The 15694-nt window shown below is 64.7% G+C and carries 14 protein-coding genes; 8 read left to right on the forward strand and 6 right to left on the reverse strand.

Translation table 11 applies throughout. The annotated features are described in order from the left end of the window. The first annotated feature begins 9 nt into the window (after nt 1–9). Nucleotides 10–1923 (forward strand): sensor domain-containing diguanylate cyclase, encoded by a 1914-nt coding sequence (locus tag KXR72_RS17475; protein WP_437422362.1) that lies wholly within the window; start codon nt 10–12, stop codon nt 1921–1923. Here the strand turns inward: KXR72_RS17475 and KXR72_RS17480 are convergent. Next, nucleotides 1900–3309, reverse strand: coding sequence for a sensor histidine kinase (locus KXR72_RS17480; protein WP_437422363.1), 1410 nt, complete (start codon nt 3307–3309; stop codon nt 1900–1902). The two genes, KXR72_RS17475 and KXR72_RS17480, sit on opposite strands and share 24 nt — an antisense overlap. After that, a complete protein-coding gene (locus KXR72_RS17485) occupies nt 3302–3973 on the reverse strand; it encodes a response regulator (RefSeq protein WP_437422364.1) in 672 nt (223 codons plus the stop codon). The genes KXR72_RS17480 and KXR72_RS17485 overlap by 8 nt, the downstream gene beginning before the upstream one ends. Nucleotides 3974–4149: 176 nt before the next feature. On the opposite strand from KXR72_RS17485, the gene KXR72_RS17490 reads away from it, so the two are divergent. The 5 genes from KXR72_RS17490 to KXR72_RS17510 are packed head-to-tail and all read left to right on the forward strand — an operon-like array spanning nt 4150 to nt 9463. After that, the gene (locus tag KXR72_RS17490) at nt 4150–5412 is read left to right on the forward strand and encodes an OprD family porin (RefSeq protein WP_437422365.1); all 1263 of its coding nucleotides are present in this window, start codon (nt 4150–4152) and stop codon (nt 5410–5412) included. Between the two features lie 33 nt (nt 5413–5445). Continuing rightward, on the forward strand, nt 5446–6420 hold the full coding sequence (locus tag KXR72_RS17495) for a tripartite tricarboxylate transporter substrate binding protein (protein ID WP_437422366.1): 975 nt from the start codon (nt 5446–5448) through the stop codon (nt 6418–6420). Between the two features lie 53 nt (nt 6421–6473). Beyond that, entirely contained in the window at nt 6474–6917 is a 444-nt protein-coding gene (locus KXR72_RS17500) for a tripartite tricarboxylate transporter TctB family protein (RefSeq protein WP_437422367.1), read from the forward strand. A gap of 1 nt (nt 6918) precedes the next feature. Beyond that, on the forward strand, nt 6919–8433 hold the full coding sequence (locus KXR72_RS17505) for a tripartite tricarboxylate transporter permease (RefSeq protein WP_437422368.1): 1515 nt from the start codon (nt 6919–6921) through the stop codon (nt 8431–8433). Between the two features lies 1 nt (nt 8434). After that, nucleotides 8435–9463 (forward strand): AbrB family transcriptional regulator, encoded by a 1029-nt coding sequence (locus KXR72_RS17510; protein WP_437422369.1) that lies wholly within the window; start codon nt 8435–8437, stop codon nt 9461–9463. 31 nt (nt 9464–9494) lie between these two features. On the opposite strand, the gene KXR72_RS17515 is transcribed toward KXR72_RS17510, so the two are convergent. The 4 genes from KXR72_RS17515 to KXR72_RS17530 form a co-directional block, all read right to left on the reverse strand. Continuing rightward, nucleotides 9495–10724, reverse strand: a complete 1230-nt coding sequence (locus KXR72_RS17515; RefSeq protein WP_437422370.1) for a nucleoside recognition domain-containing protein — start codon at nt 10722–10724, stop codon at nt 9495–9497. 407 nt (nt 10725–11131) lie between these two features. Further along, nucleotides 11132–11302 (reverse strand): DUF1328 domain-containing protein, encoded by a 171-nt coding sequence (locus tag KXR72_RS17520; RefSeq protein WP_003282841.1) that lies wholly within the window; start codon nt 11300–11302, stop codon nt 11132–11134. Between the two features lie 69 nt (nt 11303–11371). Then, entirely contained in the window at nt 11372–11608 is a 237-nt protein-coding gene (locus tag KXR72_RS17525; RefSeq protein ID WP_437422371.1) for a hypothetical protein, read from the reverse strand. Nucleotides 11609–11798: 190 nt separating this feature from the next. After that, on the reverse strand, nt 11799–12236 hold the full coding sequence (locus KXR72_RS17530; RefSeq protein WP_437422372.1) for a ferritin-like domain-containing protein: 438 nt from the start codon (nt 12234–12236) through the stop codon (nt 11799–11801). Between the two features lie 298 nt (nt 12237–12534). Between KXR72_RS17530 and algB the strand changes: the two genes are divergently transcribed. Together algB and KXR72_RS17540 are read left to right on the forward strand one after the other, a co-directional pair. Further along, a complete protein-coding gene (gene algB, locus KXR72_RS17535) occupies nt 12535–13881 on the forward strand; it encodes a sigma-54-dependent response regulator transcription factor AlgB (protein WP_437422373.1) in 1347 nt (448 codons plus the stop codon). After that, nucleotides 13878–15665, forward strand: coding sequence for a KinB sensor domain-containing domain (locus tag KXR72_RS17540; RefSeq protein ID WP_437422374.1), 1788 nt, complete (start codon nt 13878–13880; stop codon nt 15663–15665). The genes algB and KXR72_RS17540 overlap by 4 nt, the downstream gene beginning before the upstream one ends. The last annotated feature ends 29 nt before the right edge of the window (nt 15666–15694 follow it).

Here is a 15694-nt window from a genome sequence, read left to right on the forward strand (position 1 = left end):
CCGGCCGCAATGCGCACCTGCCTGCTTACGATTCGCTGCCTGATGGCGCTGCTCGCGACTGTCGTCTGCAGTTCAGCCCTGGCGTTGAGCCCGGAGGTTGTCAGCAAGGCTGACACGACACTGCGCGCCGGCGCGATCGAGTGGATCGAGGGGCACCCGGATGCAGACTTCACCACCGCGCAACAGGCCGGCTGGCCGTGGCAACCGCTCGCCAAACCCAACCTCGGCAAGCAGCGCGAAGGCGCCTGGCTGCGCTTCAGCCTGGAAAGCAGTGTGTTCACACCGGCCGGCAGCTGGTATCTGACGCTCAAATGGCCGGTGCTGGACGTCGTTCGGGTGCGGCTCTATTACCCGGCCAGCGATAGCTGGGGCCCGCCGATGTATGCCGGCGATCACTTGCCGATGGCCGGACGCCCACTGGAAAGCAACAACCTGGTGTTTCCCATCGAAATCGAGCCAGGCGAAAAGGCAGTGGTGTACATGCAGGTCCAGGCGCGAGAGCTGATCGCCCTTCCGCTGACGCTGTTCGATGAAGCAGGCTTCGCCGCCGACAAGATCACGGATGTGGCGATGATCAGCCTGTTCTTCGGCGGCATGCTGGTGATACTGCTCTACAACAGCAGCCTCTTCATCTTTACCCGAGACCGCGCGTACCTCTTCTACGTGGCCTACCTGCTCAGCGCGCTTTTTTACATCCTGGCGATGACCGGCTTCGGTCAGTTGTTCGTCTGGCCAGATACACCGGCCCTAGCCCGTCACTTCTATGGGCTCTCCGCTGCACTGACTCTGTTTACCCCGCTGCTCTTCGCCAGCCGCTTCCTCGCCACGCGCCGTTATGGCGGCTGGCCCTGGCTGGTGACCTGGGTCCTGATGATCTACTGGGCAGTGGTGATCGTGGCGATCATCGCGGCGCCGAACCTTACTCGGTATTTGGCGATCGAGCCGATGGTGCTGGTGCATTGCGTGCTGACGATGGCGGCGGTGATCAACCTGTGGCGACGTGGCAACGGTGCGGCACGCATGTTCACTATCGCCTGGGCGACCCTGCTGGTGGCGACGATCGTGCACCTGCTCGCGCTCGAGGGCGTGCTGCCGTTGAACGCACTGACGCTGCACGGCCAATTGATCGGCATGTTCACCGAATTCGTGCTCTTGTCGATGGCGCTGGCCGAGCGCATCAATCAAGAGCGCGAGAGCCGCATCAGCGCCCAGCACAGTGCGCTGCAGGCATCGCTGGCGCTGGCTCAGGAACGGGAGTCGCGGCTGAGCGCGCAGCAGGAAGCACTGTCGGCGCAGATCCGCAGCAACGAGGCACTGGAGGCGCGGGTCTATGAGCGCACCCGGGCGCTGGAGGACGCCAAGCGCGGGCTGGAGCAGGTCAACGCGCAGCTCACACGCGTCAGCGTTACCGATGCGCTGACCCAACTGTCTAACCGCGGGCATTTCGACCTGATGCTGGACGAAGAGATTCGCCGCGCGGTGCGCACCGGGATGTCGCTGTCCGTGCTGCTGCTCGACATTGACCACTTCAAGCGCGTCAACGATACCCACGGCCACCTGTTCGGCGACCGCTGCCTGCGCCAGGTAGCGGAGGTCCTGCGCCAGCACGGCCAGCGCGCCGGCGAGGTGGTGGCGCGCTACGGCGGCGAAGAATTCGCGATGATCCTGCCGGGCCTCGCCGCGCCCGAGGCGGCCCCGTTGGCCGAGCGCATCCGCGACGCGGTCGAGCGGCTGGCGCTGAGCCATGGCGAAACCCGCGTGACCTTGACGATCAGCATCGGCGTGGCGAGCTTGCCGCCCCGTGATACCAGCCCAGCACAGCTGCTCGATGCCGCCGACGCAGCGCTCTACCGCGCCAAGCACAGCGGGCGTAATCAGGTCATGGTCGCCGAGGCACCGTTAATCGACGCCGTCGCTCGTTGACGCTGGAAAGCGCACCTTGACCAGCAGGCCACCGAGCGCCGCCTCGCCGAGCTCGATGCGGGCGCGGTGGGCGCGGCTGATCTCACCGACGATCGCCAGGCCCAGGCCGGCGCCGCGCCCGCGCTTGACCTGATAAAAACGTGCAAAGACCCGCTCGCGCTCACTGGCCGGTATGCCGGGGCCGTCATCTTCAACCTCCAACACCCGTTGCGGCAGCACGCGAATAACCACATTGCCGCCTGCCGGCGTATGCGCCAGCGCGTTGTCGACCAGGTTGCTGAGCAGCTCGTTGAGCAGGGTCGGCTCGCCATGTACCCATACTGGCTGGTCGGCTTCCAGTGCGAGCGCCACGCCCCGCTGGTGCGCCAGCGCGGCCATCGCCAGCCCCAGCTCGCGCGCCAACTGCGACAGGTCGAGACGTTGGGTGCCGCCTTCGGCCATGGCCTGCACGCCGCTTTCGATGCGCGCCAGTGAGAGCAGCTGGTTGGCCAGGTGGACGACGCGATCGGTGTGCTCCTCGGCCTCCTCCAGGGTCAGTTTCCAACGCTGCGGCTCCGGGTCGCGCAAGCCCAGTTCCAGGCGCGCCTTGAGCGCCGCCAGCGGTGTACGCAGTTCGTGCGAGGCATCGGCGATGAATTGCGCCTGCCGTTCCAGCTGCCCACGCAAGCGTTCGGTGAAGTGATTGAGCGCCAGCACCAGCGGCCGGAACTCGCGCTGCACCGAGACCAGCGGCAGCGGGCGCAGGTCATCCGGCTCGCGCAGTTCGACCGCTTCGCTGAGCCGCCCAAGCGGGCGCAGCGCGCGACTGACCGCAAGCCAGACGAGCACAAGCGCGGCGATCGCCAGCACCCCGACCCGCCAGAGGGTATCGGTGAGCAGGCTGCGCGCCATGCGCTCGCGCGCGCCCAGGGTTTCGGCGACCCGAATTTCAGCGATGCCCGTGAGGGCCGGGTCGCTGAGCGGCTGCAGCAGGCTGACCAGGCGCACACCCTGGCCCTGGAACTCGCCGTCGTAGAAGCGCGCCAGTGCCGGGTAGTCATCGGTACGTAACACTTCGGGGCCTGGCGCGGGCAAGTGCTCGTAGCCGCTGACCAATTCGCCGGCGGTGTCCAGCACCTGGTAATAGATGCGCCCCGCGCTGTCGTAGGCAAACGTATCGAGCGCGATGTAGGGCACGTTGGCGCGCAGCTTGCCCTCGTTGGTGACAAGCCCGTCGGCAATGGCGCGGGCCGAGGCCAGCAGGGTGCGGTCGTAGGCGGTATCGGCGGCGGCGCGGCCGTTCCAATAGGCACTCCAGCCACTGAACAACAACAACAGCGCGAGCAACGCCGCCAGCCAGAGCAGCAACCCGGCGCGCAGGCTTCCGGCGCGCCGCCATTCAGGCATCCACGGCCTCCAGCAGGTAACCCAACCCGCGGAAGGTGACGATCCGCACCGCGCCGCCTTCAAGCTTCTTACGCAGCCGGTGAATATAGATCTCGATGGCGTCGGCGCTGGCTTCCTCGTCGAGCCCAAAGACCAGGGCGGCAAGCTGATCCTTGCTCATCACCCGCCCCGGCCGGGTAATCAGCGCTTCGAGCACGCCCTGCTCGCGCGAGGTGAGGCTCAGCGGTTGGCCGTCGAGGCTGAAGCGGCGGGCGTCCAGGTCATAGACCAGCGCACCGCAGCGCTGCTGGCGCTCGCCACCGGCGACGCTGCGGCGCAACAACGCCTTGACCCGCGCCTCCAGCTCCGACAGCTCGAACGGCTTGGCCAGGTAATCGTCAGCACCGAGGTTGAGCCCATGGACGCGGTCGCTGACCTCACCGCGCGCGGTGAGCATCAACACCGGCAGCGTCTTGCCACGCCCGCGCAGACGCGCCAGCACCTCGAAGCCATCGAGCCGGGGCAGGCCGACGTCGAGGATTGCCAGCGCGTAGTCCTCGCTCGCCAGAGCCAGATCGGCCGCGATGCCGTCGTCGAGCCGGTCCACAGTCCAGCCGGCCGCGCGCAGCGCCTGAGCCACGCTTTCGGCGAGCTGAGGGTGATCCTCGACGAGAAGTATCCGCATTGCCTGTCCTCTGCCCGATACGCAAGGTGCGCCAGTGTAGCGACTGGGCTTGCGACATGCTGCTTTCGCGCGTGAAAGGCTGGTGAAAGTTTCGCCGCCTAGGATCGCCGCAGGTGGCCAGATCCACCGGCACGGCTCAAGGCCGTCACAACAAAAACAATAGTGGAGATCCAAGGATGCTGACTGTCGTCAGACAAACACCCGTACACGCCCGTCTCGCCCTCGCTGTCGCGGCCGCCTCGCTGGCACCGCTTGCCCAGGCTGATTTCATCGAGGACAGCAGCGCCACGCTGCAAACCCAGAACATTTACCTCAACCGCGACTTCCGCGAAGGCACCGGCCAATCCAAACGCGAGGAATGGACCCAGGGCTTCATTCTCGACGTTCAGTCCGGTTTCACCGAAGGCACCGTGGGCTTCGGCCTGGACGCGCTCGGTATGCTCGGCGTCAAGCTCGACTCGGGCGGCGGCCGTGCCGGCACCGATCTGCTGCCCGTCAACGAGGACGGCAGCACGCCTGATGAGTTCAGCCGTCTGGGCCTGACCGCCAAGGCGAAGATTGGCGAGACCGAACTGCGCTACGGCACCCATCTGCCGGAAATGCCGATCGCCAACGCCAGCGATAGCCGCACCCTGCCGCAGCTGTTCGAAGGCACCACGCTGATGTCCACCGACATCGACGGCCTGACGCTGATTGGTGGGCGCTTCGACAAAGTGATCGACCGCGCCTCGACCGACTCGCAGGACCTGCAGCTGAACAACAAGAACAGCCGCTTCGCCCGTGCTGCCGAGGCCGATCATCTGACGTTCGCTGGTGTCGAGTACCGCTTCAGCGAGCGCTTCACTGGCACCTACTACGCCTCGGAGCTGGACGACATCTACCGCCAGCACTTTTTCAACCTGCTGGCAGTGCAGCCGCTCGGCGAGCAGTCCTCGCTAAGCGCAGACGTGCGCCTGATGATCAGCGACGACACTGGCGCGGCCAACGGTGGCGAGATCGACAACCAGGCCTGGAACGGCATGCTCGGCTACAGCCTGGGCGGCCACAAAGTTAGCCTCGGCTACCAGCAGATGCGCGGCGACACGGGCTATGCCTACATCGACGGCAGCAACCCGTACCTGGTCAACTTCGTCCAGATCAACGACTTCGCCAACGCCGATGAGCGCTCCTGGCAGGCACGTTACGACTACAACTTCGCCTCCATCGGCATCCCTGGGCTGACCTTCCTCACCCGCTACGTCTCGGGTGACAACGCCGAGTACAGCGGCGGCGACAACGGCAGCGAGTGGGAACGCGATATCGAACTGAAGTACGTGGTGCAAAGCGGCCCGCTGAAAAACGTGGCGGTGCGTTGGCGCAACGCGATGTACCGCTCTGACTTCGCCCGCGATGCCGATGAAAACCGCCTGATCGTCAGCTACAGCCTGCCGATCTGGTAAAGCCGTCCACAATAAGAAACCGAGGAGACACCCATGAAGAACGCATTTCGTCGTTTCGCCCTGCTCTCGTCCTGCTTGATGCTCTCGAGCCAGCTGATGGCCGAGCCCAAGCGCCCCGAATGCATCGCCCCGGCCAAGCCCGGCGGCGGCTTCGACCTGACCTGCAAGCTGGCCCAGAGCGGCCTAAAAGATGCCGGCCTGCTTGAAGCGCCGATGCGCGTCACCTACATGCCGGGCGGTGTCGGTGCGGTCGCCTACAACGCCGTGGTTGCCCAGCGCGCCGACGAGCCAGGCACCATCACCGCGTTCTCCAGCGGCTCGCTGCTGAACCTGGCACAAGGCAAGTTCGGCCGCTACGACGAATCCGCCGTCCGCTGGCTGGCCGGTATCGGCACTGACTATGGCGCCATTTCGGTACGCGCCGATTCGCCCTACCAGGACCTCGATGACCTGATCGCTGCCGTGAAGAAGGATCCGGGCAGCGTGGTCTTCGGCGCTGGCGCGACCATCGGCGGCCAGGACTGGATGCAGACCGCACTGATCGCCCGCGCCGCCGGTGTGGACGTCAAGAAGCTGCGCTACGTGGCGTTCGAAGGCGGCGGCGAGACGCTCACCGCCATGCTTGGCGGCCATGTGCAGGTCACCAGTAGCGGCCTAGGTGAAGTGGCGCCGCAGCTCGACGCCGGCAAGATCCGCATTCTCGCGGTGCTGTCGGACGAGCGCCTGCCGGGCAAGATGAGCGAGATCCCGACCGCCAAGGAGCAGGGCTTCGACATCAGCTGGCCGGTGATCCGCGGCTTCTATATGGGCCCGGAGGTCAGCGATGAAGACTTCAACTGGTGGAAGACCCAGTTCGACACCCTGCTGGCCGACGAGGATTTCGCCAAGCTGCGTGAACAGCGCGACCTCTTCCCGCTGTCGATGACCGGCGACGAGCTCAAGGCCTTCGTCGACAAGCAGGTCAAGGAGTACAAGGATCTCGCCGGCGAGTTCGGCCTGGTCAAGTAACACCCCGTCGGCGCCACGCCTGCGCGGCGCCGACTCCTGCCGAGGTAACTCCAATGTACGTTCGTGTCTTCGCCGCGGCCTGGCTGCTCGCCTGCGTCGGTCTCGCGCTGCTCGCCTGGGGCTTCGAGGCGCCATTCGCCTATGACCCGGTCGGCCCGCGCGCCTACCCGCTGCTCCTGCTGTTCTTGATGGGCATCGGTTCGCTCTGGCTGCTGTGCAAGCCCAAGGGCGAGCCGACGCCAGCTTTCGATTGGGCCATGGCCCGCCGCGCCGCCCTTTGCATCCTGGTGCTCCTGGCCTACGCGTTGCTGTTCGAGCCACTGGGCTTCGTGATTTCAACCGCGCTGGCCGGCTTCGCCCTAGGCCTGCTGTTCAACGGTCGCCTGTGGCCATGCGTGATCAGCGGTGCGCTGCTGGGCCTGTTGCTCTACGGCCTGTTCGATTACCTGCTGGACGTGCCGCTGCCGCTCGGCGTGCTGCGTTTGCTGGAGAGCTAAAATGGAAACACTGAATTTCTTGATGCAGGGCTTCGATGTCGCCACGCGACCGACCAACCTGCTCGTGGCGCTGTTCGGCGCCTTTGTCGGCACCATTGTCGGCCTGCTCCCAGGCCTGGGCCCGATCAACGGCGTGGCACTGCTCTTGCCGCTGGCCTTCGCCCTGGGCCTGCCGCCGGAGACCGCGCTGATCCTGCTCGCCGCGGTGTACCTGGGCTGCGAATACGGCGGCCGCATCTCGGCAATCCTGCTCAACGTGCCGGGCGACGCCGCCGCGGTGATGACCACCCTCGACGGCTACCCGCTGGCGCGCCAGGGCAAGGCGGGCATCGCCCTGTCGCTGTCGGCAGTCAGCTCCTTTATCGGCAGCATCATCGCCACCTGCGGGGTGGTGCTGTTCGCGCCACTGCTGGCCAAATGGGCGGTGGCCTTCGGCCCGGCCGAATATTTCGTGCTGATGATCTTCGCCATCGCCTGCCTCGGCGGCATGGTCGGGGACAAGCCGGTCAAGACGCTGATGTCGGCGCTGATCGGCCTGGGCCTGGCGACCGTCGGCGTGGATGCCACCACCGGCGTGTACCGCTTCACCTTCGGCAGCGTCAGCCTGTCGGACGGCATTCAATTCGTCATCGTGGTGATCGGCTTCTTCAGCGTCAGCGAAATCCTGCTGATGCTGGAAAAGACCCACAGCGGGCAACAGGCAGTCAAGGCCAGCGGGCGACTGCTGTTCAACTTCAAGGAGTTCTGCCTGACCTTCTTCACCATGGTCCGCAGCGCCGTAGCCGGTTTCGTCATCGGCACCTTGCCGGGCGCCGGCGCCACCATTGCCAGCGCCATGACCTACATGAGCGAAAAGCGCATGGCTGGCGAAAGCGGCAAGTTCGGTGACGGTGACCTGCGTGGCCTCGCCGCGCCGGAAGCCGCGAACAATGCGTCTGCGTGCGGCTCGTTGATTCCCATGCTGACCCTCGGCGTACCGGGCTCAGGCACCACCGCGGTGATGATCGGCGCGCTGACGTTGTACAACATCACCCCCGGTCCGCTGCTGTTCGAACAGCAGCCAGACGTGGTCTGGGGCCTGATCGCCTCGCTGTTCATCGGCAATGTGATCCTGCTGATCATGAACATCCCGCTGGTCGGCCTGTTCTCGCGCATGCTCGCCGTGCCGAACTGGGTCCTGGTACCGGCGATCACCGTGATCAGCATGGTCGGCGTCTATTCGGTGCACAGCACCACCTTCGACCTGGTGCTGATGGTCGGCCTCGGTGTCTTCGGCTATCTGCTGCGCAAGCTGGATTTCCCGCTCTCGGCGCTGATTCTTGGCTTCGTGCTCGGCGAGATGATGGAAGACAACCTGCGCCGTGCGCTGTCGATTTCCAACGGCGAGCTGGGCATCCTCTGGGGCAGCCCGATTACCCTGATCCTCTGGGCCATGGCTGTACTGATGCTGGCAATGCCGGGCATCCGCTGGTACATGGGGCGCCGCCGTCGCGCCACCCTGGCCGCACAGGGCTGAGATGCGCGCCCTGCGCTTGCCCGCCTGGTGGGCGACCCCGCTGGTGGGCGCCCTTGGCGGCTGGCTGGCCAGCCTTGCAGGCTGGCCGCTGCCCTGGATGGTCGGCTCGCTGCTGGCGGTGATCCTTGTTCGTTGCAGCGGCTGGTTGGTGCAGGAGGTGCCGCGAGGCCGCCAGGCCGGTCAGTGGATCATCTCCAGCGCCATCGGCCTGCACTTCACCAGCGAGGTGATGGAGCAGGTACTCAGCCACTTCGGTGTGATTTTGGCCGGCGCTATCGGCACCCTGCTGCTCGGTTTGATCGGCCTTCTGGTGCTGATGCGCGGCGGCGGCGTCGATCGAGCGACCGCCTTTTTCGCCAGCATGCCCGGTGGGGCAAGCGAAATGGTCAACCTGGCCTCGCGCCACGATGCCCAACCTGCTCGCGTCGCTGCCGCGCACAGCCTGCGCCTGCTGTTGGTCGTACTGGTAGTGCCGGCACTCTTTACCTGGAGCCTGCCGCCGGTCGACCCGCCGGCCCCGTACCCGGTAAGTTGGTTCTGGATCGCCGTGCTGCTGCCCGCGGGCGGCTTGCTCGCCTTGCTATGGAAGCGGCTGGGCCAACCCAATCCCTGGATGCTCGGCCCGCTAACAGCGTGCGCCATCGCCGCGGTGACGTTCGACCTGCACCTCGGCCTGCCGCCGGGCGCGGGGCAACTGGGGCAATGGCTGATCGGCTGCTCGCTGGGCTGCCATTTCGATCGGCCGTTCTTTCGCAACGCGCCGATCTTCCTGCTACGCGTCTTGCTCTTCACGCTTCTCGCCATGGCGGCCGCAGCTGGGCTGGCAGGGGCACTCGGCTGGGCGAGCACGCTGAACCAGACCTCGTTGATGCTGGGCATGATGCCCGGCGGTATCACCGAGCTGTGCCTGACGGCCGAGGCGCTGCAGCTGTCCGTGGCGCTGGTGACGGCCGTGCAGGTTTTGCGGTTGTTTCTGGTGATGTTTCTGGCAGAGCCGTTGTTCCGGGTCTGGCAGCGAGTAGCGGGCTAACGCCCACGCCAGGCTAAAGCCTCGACCGGCCTTAGCCAAAAAACCAATAGCACACCAGGATCGCCGCGGTGATCCCCGCGGCATCTGCCGCCAAAGCACACCCCACCGCATGCCGCGCGCGCTGAATCCCGACCGCACCGAAATACACCGCCAGCACGTAGAAGGTCGTCTCGGTGCTGCCCTGCACCGTCGCGGCGACTAACGCGGGAAAGCTGTCGACCCCTTGGCTTTGCATCGTTTCGATCAACATCGCCCGTGCTGCACTGCCGGAAAACGGTTTGACCAGTGCCGTCGGTAGCGCATCGACGAAGCGGGTGTCCCAGCCCAGCACCTCGACCAACCAACGGATGCCGTCTAGTCCGAAATCCAGCGCGCCGGATGCGCGCAGCACGCCGATCGCGCAGAGCATGGCAATGAGGTACGGCAACAGGCTCTTGGCAACGTCGAAGCCTTCCTGCGCCCCCTCGACGAAGCTCTCGTACACCGGCACCTTGCGCAGCGCGCCAATCACGACGAAGGCGATGATCAGGCCGAACAGCGTCAGGTTGCCCAGCAACGACGACAGGGCAGCCAGCGCCGTAGCGGAGAGCCCGGCCAGCAGCGCGATGAAACCGCCAAGCAACAGCGCACCGGGTACTAGATAGGCGAGCACAACCGGGTCCCAGAGGCGCAGCCGCTGGACGAGCGCGACGGCCAGAAGCCCGGCGAGCGACGATGCGGTGGTTGCCAGCAGGATCGGTAGGAAGACGAGCGTGGGATCCTCCGCGCCCTGCTGGACGCGGTACATGAAGATCGAGACAGGTAGGAGGGTCAAGGACGAGGTGTTGAGCACCAAAAAGAGAATTTGCGCATTGCTCGCCACGGTTGGGTAGGGGTTAAGCTCCTGCAGTGCTCGCATTGCACGCAGCCCGATAGGCGTGGCCGCGTTATCCAGGCCAAGGCCATTGGCGGCGAAATTCAGCGTGATCAAACCCAGCGCCGGGTGACCGGCCGGCACCTCGGGCATCAGCCGCCTGAACAGGGGGCCAAGCAGACGGGCCAGCCATTCGATCAGCCCGGCCTTTTCCGCGATTCGCAGGAAGCCGAGCCAGAGCGTCAGGGTGCCGAACAGCACGATCATGATTTCCACGGCCAGCTTGGCCATGGCGAACAGGCTCTCGACCAACGCCGCAAAGACGCCAGGGTCTCCACCGATCAGCCACCTAGCGAACGCCGCAATAGCCGCGACGACGAAAAAGCCAAGCCAGAGGCCATTGAGCATGTTGTTCTCCCGCGGATGACTGGTCGCGATGATAGCGGCGTCGACGGGTGACGGTCATGCCTTGACCAACGCCGGCTGGAGAACAGTGCGGTTCGCGCGGATAACGTAACGGATACGTTTAAGCACAACGGAGGGAGAGATAGATACGAACCGAAGGTGGTGAGTGCCACCTTCGGTTGCGCGTCGCTGAACCTGGCCCGTGCCGGAGGTACCCCCTGTACCCCTAGGTCGCTCCGATAGCAGAGCGTCCCGACCCCTTGGTTCACCCGCTACGCGGGGTTGGATGGCTCGCCAGCGAGCCGTCCGATCAGTGGAGGGCTGCGTGGGCAACCACTCTAGATTTTGGCGTCCTGTCCGGTGCCGCTTCCTTCGGTATTGCAGCCGCCCTTACGGGCGGCATGGTTGCGTCAGACCCGCGGGCCGCGACCACGGCCGAAGATCAGCGATGCCACGAACAGCACCAGGAACACGACGAACAGGATCTTCGCGATACCCGTTGCGGTGCCGGCGATACCACCGAAGCCCAGTACCGCAGCGATGATGGCGATGATCAGAAAGGTAATGGCCCAACTCAGCATGGTGTCTCTCCTCTTCGGTTCAGGAACATCTCAGCGGGATCGTCGCGTTGAGATTGGCGGATCTACTACTCAGAAAACCCAGCGTTGCTCCGACCGGACCTGCAGATAGTCGATAGAACGTGGTTCGGGTCCGGTCTGCACGACCCCTACCGGTTGAGCGTCATACATGCGGATTCGTTCCGCCGGCTGCTGTTGCGTCTGGCTGAGCGGTTGCGACATCGGCCGCTCGGCACCAACGAGAAGAGTTACGACCGCAGCGGTAAGACAAGCCTTTCCAACCAGTGAGAAGCGTGCGTTGCGATTCATCCTCAACTCCTTCTAAGCATGCGGGGCAATCTGAATTACCTAATGGATTGCACTCCGCATGCCAGCTTTATCTAGTTATTTTTAATTTGTATTTCAATAACTTATCTACACCAACCTGCTTGCCGCCAATTTAATTTGCACGATGCCCCGAAGCGGGCCCGTGCGAAATGCACGACGGCCTAATCCCCACCTAGGCGTCATCGCCGCGGTGATTGAGCGCATGGATGCGAGCGTGGCAGGCGCGTAGCTTCGGCAGCTCGATGGCAAGCAGCGCACGCACATCGGGCTCGGCGCTTTTCAGCGCGTCTTCGAAGGCGCCCAGGATGCGTTCCTCCGCCTGGTCCAGTTGGTCCACATACACCGCGTCGGGGTCGCCAAGGCGCGCCTTGGTGTCGGCGTAGACCTCCCGCAATTTGCCGGCTGTAGTTCCACCCTGCGCTGGCTGCTCCTGATTGGCGGCGACCTTCACCGACAGCGCTTGAATGACGTGCGTCTTGGCCTGGGCGAGATCACGGAACAGGTGTTGGAGTTCGACGTCCTTCACCGCCTCCATTGCGTGCTGATAGAAATGTTGGCCGTCGCGGGTGATTTCGATCAGCTCGTTCAGTTGCGTCATGGTGTGGGCCATTTGATTCCTCCAGCGCCCCGTTCGAGGCAAGTCAGACAGTCAGTTGTGCCCTCTCGCCGCAAGGCGCGTGCCAGACTTTTTCACATGGCAAAGTTAAAGAAAACAACGACTTAGGCAATCGTTTCGCTTGCTGAGTGATTGCAGGCTGCAGTAAAGCCCCAACCTGACCGTGCAACTTGCAAGACTTTCCGTAGACTAATGCAGGCGCTCGAGTGCGGCCGCCCGCTCAGCCGCTAACCGGGCGCCCGTCGTACCTTCCGATTCAGCTGCTAATCCGCTTTGCCAACCTGGAGCATCCATGGACCAAACGACCGACACCGGTGGCCGTATTCTTCTGGTAGATGACGAGGCCGCGATCCTGCGTACCTTCCGCTACTGCCTGGAGGATCGCGGCTATACGGTTGTCACTGCCGCTAGCGCATCGCAGGCCGAAGCCGTCCTGCAGCGCCAGGTCTTCGACCTATGCTTCCTCGACCTGCGCCTCGGCGAGGACAACGGCCTGGACGTTCTGCAACAGATGCGCGTGATAGCCCCCTGGATGCGCGTGGTGATCGTCACAGCCCATTCGGCGGTCGACACCGCGGTCGATGCCATGCAGGCGGGCGCGGCGGACTATCTGGTCAAGCCCTGTAGCCCCGAGCAGCTGCGGCTGTCGGCGGCCAAGCAGCTGGAAGTCCGGCAGATGGCGGCACGGCTCGAAGCGCTCGAAGGCGAGGTCCAAAAGCGCAACGACGCGCTCGGCTCGCACAGCCCGGCCATGATGAATGTGCTGGAAACCGCCCGGCAGGTGGCCGACACCGACGCCAATATCCTCATTCTCGGCGAGTCCGGCACCGGCAAGGGCGAGCTGGCCCGAGCCATCCACAACTGGAGCCGTCGCGCCAAGAAAGCCTTCATCACCATCAACTGCCCATCGCTATCGGCGGACCTGATGGAGAGCGAGCTGTTCGGTCACAACCGCGGGGCCTTCACCGGGGCGACCGAGAGCACGCTCGGCCGCGTCAATCAGGCCGACGGCGGTACGTTGTTTCTCGACGAGATCGGCGATTTTCCCTTGACGCTCCAGCCCAAACTCCTGCGTTTCATCCAGGACAAGGAATACGAGCGGGTCGGCGATCCGGTCACCCGCCGGGCCGATGTGCGCATTCTCGCCGCCACGAACCTGAACCTCGAGGAAATGGTCCGTGAAGGCAAGTTCCGCGAGGATCTGCTCTACCGCTTGAACGTCATCACGCTCAACTTGCCACCGATGCGCGAGCGCCCAGAAGACGTGCTGACCTTGGCCGAACGTTTCCTGGCCTCGTTCGTAAAGAGCTATGGCCGGCCGGCGCGCGGCTTCAGCGACGCCGCCATCGCGGCCCTCAAGGCCTACCGCTGGCCCGGCAACGTGCGCGAACTGCGCAACGTCGTCGAGCGCGCCAGCATCATCTGCCCGCAGGAAATGATCGAGGTGAGCCACCTCGGCCTGGCAGACCAGGCCGTCAGCAACGCGCCACGCATCGGTGAAGCCATGAGTCTGGAGCAACTGGAACGCGCCCACATCGCCGGCGTGCTGAGTACCAGTGAAACACTCGAACAGGCCGCCCGGACGCTCGGCATCGACGCGTCGACCCTCTACCGGAAGCGCAAGCAATACGGCCTATGAAGATTCAGATGAAGCTCCGGACCCGACTCTTCCTCGGGTTCTCGGCGCTGATGACCGTTGCATTGCTGGGCCTGGTCCTGGCGCTCGTCAGCGTGGTGCAGATGGCCAAGAGCCAAGAGAAGCTGATCCGCGACAACTTCGGTGTGATCGAGGCCAACCAGCAACTGCGTCAGGCGCTGGGCAATCATCTGCTGATCCTGGTGCGCACGGATCGCGACAATGCCGCCCTCGACGAACCGCGCCAGGCCTTCGAAACAGCCCTGGCCAGAGGCTTGGCCGAAGCGGCAGACGAAGCCAGCCGCGATGATTACCGCGCCATCGAACAAGCCTATGCCGCGTTTCTCGCCATGCTCGAGGCACCGGCCGCGCAGGCGCTTACGCTGCTGGAGGACAACGGCCTGCGCCGCGCCTTCAATCGGGTGCGTTCGTTGATGGTCGATATGCAGCAAGATGCCTACGATCAGATCCGAGACACCGAGATCCGCAGCCGCGAGCGGGCCCAGCTACTTGCGGGCCTGCTCGGCTTGACGGGCATCGCCGTCCTGCTGATCGGCTTTGTAACGGCGCACAGCTTCGCACGGCGCTTTGGCGACCCCATCGAGCAACTGTCGAGCGTGGCGGACCAGATTGGCCGCGGCGATTTCAATATCACGCTGCCTAGCTCGCCCATTGCCGAACTGTCTTCGTTGAGCCGGCGCTTCGGCTTGATGTCGCAGGCCCTGCACACCTTCAAGCAGACCAACATTGATGCCTTGGTCAACGGCCAGCAACGCCTCCAGGCCCTGCTGGACAGCATCGACGATGGCCTGCTGATCATCGATCGGCAGGGCCGCCTGGAGCACGCCAACCCGGTCGCACAGCGGCAGCTCGCTTGGGAAACCGAACACATCGGCTCGACGCTCGGCGAAGCGCTGGGCCATCCGGAACTGGACGAGGCCGCACGCCTGGTGCTGGACGACAAGCCGCTCTCCGGTCCGCCGGACGACCTGGTAATCGAAGCCGACGGCGAGCGACGCCTGCTTTCCTGGCGCCTGAGCCCGGTGAACCACCATGACGGCCGTATCAGCGGCGCGGTGATGGTCTTGCACGACGTCACCGACCAGCGCACCTTCGAGCGCGTACGCAATGAATTCGTGCTGCGCGCCTCGCACGAACTGCGCACGCCGGTAACCGGTATGCAGATGGCCTTCAGCCTCTTGCGCGAGCGCACCCATTACCCGGCGAGCAGCCGCGAGGCCGACCTCTTCAGCACCGTGCACGAAGAGATGCAACGCCTGGTCACGCTGATCAACGACCTGCTGAACTTCTCCCGCTACCAGAGCGGGCAACAAAAGCTCGAACGCGTGCCATGCGACCCGGCGGCGCTGCTTAGCGAAGCCCGCGAGCGCTTCGTCGCGGCGGCCGCCGAGAACGATATCGAGATTGAGCTGGAACTGCAGGCCTTGCTGCCGAACCTGCTGCTTGATCGCCAACAGATGGAGCGCGTGCTGGACAACCTACTCAGCAACGCGCTGCGGCACACGCCCAAGGGCGGCGAAATCCGGCTGCTGGCGCGGCACCATGGCGAACGTGTGATCCTCAGCGTGGAAGATAACGGCGAAGGCATCCCCTACAGCCAGCAGGCGCGAATCTTCGAGCCCTTCGTGCAGATCGGTCGGCGGCGCGGCGGGGCTGGACTGGGGCTTGCCTTATGCAAGGAGATCGCCCAGCTGCATGGTGGTCGCATCGGCGTGCATTCACGCATCGGCCACGGCACCATCTTCTACATCGCCCTGCCCATCTGAGCCAGGCGGGCGACGGCCAACGAAAGGAG

The organism is Stutzerimonas chloritidismutans, assembly GCF_051486945.1.
GTDB lineage: Bacteria > Pseudomonadota > Gammaproteobacteria > Pseudomonadales > Pseudomonadaceae > Stutzerimonas > Stutzerimonas chloritidismutans_B.

What these genes read in the sequence shown, in the direction of transcription:
- KXR72_RS17475 (WP_437422362.1), top strand. Translation starts at nt 10, where the DNA reads ATGCGCACCTGCCTGCTTACGATTCGCTGCCTGATGGCGCTGCTCGCG.
- KXR72_RS17480 (WP_437422363.1), bottom strand. Translation starts at nt 3,309, where the DNA reads ATGCCTGAATGGCGGCGCGCCGGAAGCCTGCGCGCCGGGTTGCTGCTC.
- KXR72_RS17485 (WP_437422364.1), bottom strand. Translation starts at nt 3,973, where the DNA reads ATGCGGATACTTCTCGTCGAGGATCACCCTCAGCTCGCCGAAAGCGTG.
- KXR72_RS17490 (WP_437422365.1), top strand. Translation starts at nt 4,150, where the DNA reads ATGCTGACTGTCGTCAGACAAACACCCGTACACGCCCGTCTCGCCCTC.
- KXR72_RS17495 (WP_437422366.1), top strand. Translation starts at nt 5,446, where the DNA reads ATGAAGAACGCATTTCGTCGTTTCGCCCTGCTCTCGTCCTGCTTGATG.
- KXR72_RS17500 (WP_437422367.1), top strand. Translation starts at nt 6,474, where the DNA reads ATGTACGTTCGTGTCTTCGCCGCGGCCTGGCTGCTCGCCTGCGTCGGT.
- KXR72_RS17505 (WP_437422368.1), top strand. Translation starts at nt 6,919, where the DNA reads ATGGAAACACTGAATTTCTTGATGCAGGGCTTCGATGTCGCCACGCGA.
- KXR72_RS17510 (WP_437422369.1), top strand. Translation starts at nt 8,435, where the DNA reads ATGCGCGCCCTGCGCTTGCCCGCCTGGTGGGCGACCCCGCTGGTGGGC.
- KXR72_RS17515 (WP_437422370.1), bottom strand. Translation starts at nt 10,724, where the DNA reads ATGCTCAATGGCCTCTGGCTTGGCTTTTTCGTCGTCGCGGCTATTGCG.
- KXR72_RS17520 (WP_003282841.1), bottom strand. Translation starts at nt 11,302, where the DNA reads ATGCTGAGTTGGGCCATTACCTTTCTGATCATCGCCATCATCGCTGCG.
- KXR72_RS17525 (WP_437422371.1), bottom strand. Translation starts at nt 11,608, where the DNA reads ATGAATCGCAACGCACGCTTCTCACTGGTTGGAAAGGCTTGTCTTACC.
- KXR72_RS17530 (WP_437422372.1), bottom strand. Translation starts at nt 12,236, where the DNA reads ATGGCCCACACCATGACGCAACTGAACGAGCTGATCGAAATCACCCGC.
- algB (WP_437422373.1), top strand. Translation starts at nt 12,535, where the DNA reads ATGGACCAAACGACCGACACCGGTGGCCGTATTCTTCTGGTAGATGAC.
- KXR72_RS17540 (WP_437422374.1), top strand. Translation starts at nt 13,878, where the DNA reads ATGAAGATTCAGATGAAGCTCCGGACCCGACTCTTCCTCGGGTTCTCG.